Source organism: Roseateles sp. P5_E11, from assembly GCF_054049355.1.
This window is the reverse complement of sequence record NZ_JBFUMO010000838.1, coordinates 1-1,866: the sequence shown is the minus strand read 5'-3', so window position 1 is coordinate 1,866 and position 1,866 is coordinate 1. Positions and strand designations below refer to the sequence as shown.

Here is a 1,866-nt window from a genome sequence, read left to right as displayed (position 1 = left end):
CATGGATGTAGCGGTGCACGACGGCCTCTGTCAGGGCCACCCAGTGGCTCAGCGGCTTGCTGTCCGCCAGCTTGGCCTTGTGCTCGCGGGTTTCCTTGCGCGCCTTGTCTTCCTTGTCCTGGCTCACTACAAGGCGGGCGCACTCGACAGAGCAGGCCCGGTGATTCATGGACAGCTTGACGAACTTGACGCGGCATCCCTTCGCTTTGCAGCGAGATGTGGGCAGCTCTGCCTTAGCCGGCGCGGTGGCTCGCAGGGGTGTGCGGCGCTGGATGGGGCTGCGCTTTAGCATCAGCAGATCAGCGTGTATTTCGGTTCCGGGGGCCACGCAAACGGACTCGCCCTGTCTCGCTCGCGCTTCTCCATCTCGCGCCTGAAGATGTCGCCCAAATCCTGCTTCTGATCGAAGACCGACGGCGGCTTAACGGCCGGCGCGACTGGCGGCGTCACCTTCTTGAACACGGCGGCCAGGTGCTCGCGGATGCTCTGCCACTGCTCTTGAGTGGGCGGCGTGGAGTTGAGTTCTGCGAAGCCTTGGAACCAGTAGGCGAATTGCTCGGAGGTCATGTTGTTTCCTATCTGAGGCTCATCTCGGCACGACGATTGGCCGCCTTGGTCCGCGCCCACTCGAACTTCATGCGCGTGATTTCAAGCCGCCACTTCAGGGCCAGCGCCTTTTCGGTCGCGGCCTGCAAGCCCTTGAGCAAGGCGATGTAGTCGGGATGGGCGTAGGCCTCCCGCTCCTGGATGGCCGCCGACGACTTGTTGCCCGACACCTCAGCCTCTCGCATGAGCTGGGCTTTCTTGCTCTTGCGGAACTCGGCCAGGTGCTCTGCCAAAGCCTGAGCCTGGGCGTACTCGGTCGAGATAGCCTCTAGCTCGGCGAACCGCTGCTCGGCGATGTCTTGACTCATGACCAATCCGCCCGCTCGAACGGCTTTGGCTGCAGGCAGTGCAGCGTGGGCGCCGTGCCCTGCGTGACGCGCGACCGCTTCTCGCCGCGCCGCAGGTAGACCAAGCCAGCGGCCCGCATTTCCTTCAGCCACGCGCGGACGTTGTTCTCTGTCAGGCCCGTGACTTCGATGAGGCTCGCGACGGTGCAATCCGCCTTCAGCAGCGCGGCGAACAACTCGCAGCCGGAGAAGCGCGCGCCGACTGTCATGATGCGGCCGCCTCCGCCCAGGCCGAGTTCGGCGACGGGTACTCGCCAATCTGGCAGGCGCTGAAGAGCTTCCAGCTCGTGTCCTTGGGGTCTGGAGTGAATCGGGCGTCCTCGTACGCCGGGCACTCGGTGGGCTCAATCTCGCCCAGGTTCGACGCCGGCACATCAGCCCAGGCTGTGTGCGGCACCAGGCGCTTGCGAATGCTGACGGTCGCCTGCTTCACGGTCAGCGCCTTGGCCGCAGCCTCGGTGTTGAAGTAACGCGCGTGCCGGTGGCTGATCTTGGCAACGAACAATTCGCCGCGAGCGCACAGCTTTTGGATGACGCGCCCAACTTGGATCGTCGAGTAACCGGGGATGCCGTCAGTGCGAGCGCCGGCCGGGCTCTTGGCTGCGGCAAGGATGGCGGCGGTGAGGTCGCCGGAGTGCTGGTTGCTCATGGCTGGCTCCTCAGAACGGGATGTCCCGGTCGTCGTCGGGCCCGGCGCTGCCATACGAGGCCGCAGAGCCAGGGCGGTTGCTGGTGCGCTGCTGCACGTTCGGCCGCTCGTTGCGCTGCGGCGCGCCTGCTCCCTGCTTGTCCTTCTTCTTGAAGCTGAAGCTCATCCACTTCCGGCCGCTGTCGGCGGTCTTGAGCCATGAGTCAAAGAAGTAGTCCACACCATCGATCTGGCAGGAGCCGGAGTAGTCGGGACCGTTGTCGC

The 1,866-nt window shown here is 64.8% G+C and carries 6 protein-coding genes; all 6 read right to left on the bottom strand.

All coding sequences use genetic code 11. The features are described from left to right. Nucleotides 1-292 (bottom strand): recombination protein NinG (locus ACXJKR_RS31225; protein WP_457326160.1); only part of this gene is annotated, 292 nt, incomplete at its 3' end. Beyond that, a complete protein-coding gene (locus ACXJKR_RS31220; RefSeq protein WP_457326159.1) occupies nt 292-567 on the bottom strand; it encodes a hypothetical protein in 276 nt (91 codons plus the stop codon). The genes ACXJKR_RS31220 and ACXJKR_RS31225, both read right to left, overlap by 1 nt. Before the next feature lie 8 nt (nt 568-575). Then, the gene (locus tag ACXJKR_RS31215) at nt 576-914 is read right to left on the bottom strand and encodes a hypothetical protein (RefSeq protein WP_457326158.1); all 339 of its coding nucleotides are present in this window, start codon (nt 912-914) and stop codon (nt 576-578) included. Next, nucleotides 911-1,162: a hypothetical protein gene (locus tag ACXJKR_RS31210; protein WP_457326157.1), complete on the bottom strand. Its 252-nt coding sequence runs from the start codon at nt 1,160-1,162 to the stop codon at nt 911-913. Before ACXJKR_RS31210 ends, ACXJKR_RS31215 begins: the two co-directional genes overlap by 4 nt. Next, nucleotides 1,159-1,602, bottom strand: a complete 444-nt coding sequence (locus ACXJKR_RS31205; RefSeq protein WP_457326156.1) for a hypothetical protein — start codon at nt 1,600-1,602, stop codon at nt 1,159-1,161. Before ACXJKR_RS31205 ends, ACXJKR_RS31210 begins: the two co-directional genes overlap by 4 nt. Before the next feature lie 10 nt (nt 1,603-1,612). Next, the coding region (locus ACXJKR_RS31200) for a hypothetical protein (RefSeq protein WP_457326155.1) at nt 1,613-1,866 on the bottom strand (254 nt) is incomplete at its 5' end.

Coding starts and splice junctions, on each gene's coding strand:
- ACXJKR_RS31220 (WP_457326159.1), bottom strand. CDS start 567: ATGACCTCCGAGCAATTCGCCTACTGGTTCCAAGGCTTCGCAGAACTC.
- ACXJKR_RS31215 (WP_457326158.1), bottom strand. CDS start 914: ATGAGTCAAGACATCGCCGAGCAGCGGTTCGCCGAGCTAGAGGCTATC.
- ACXJKR_RS31210 (WP_457326157.1), bottom strand. CDS start 1,162: ATGACAGTCGGCGCGCGCTTCTCCGGCTGCGAGTTGTTCGCCGCGCTG.
- ACXJKR_RS31205 (WP_457326156.1), bottom strand. CDS start 1,602: ATGAGCAACCAGCACTCCGGCGACCTCACCGCCGCCATCCTTGCCGCA.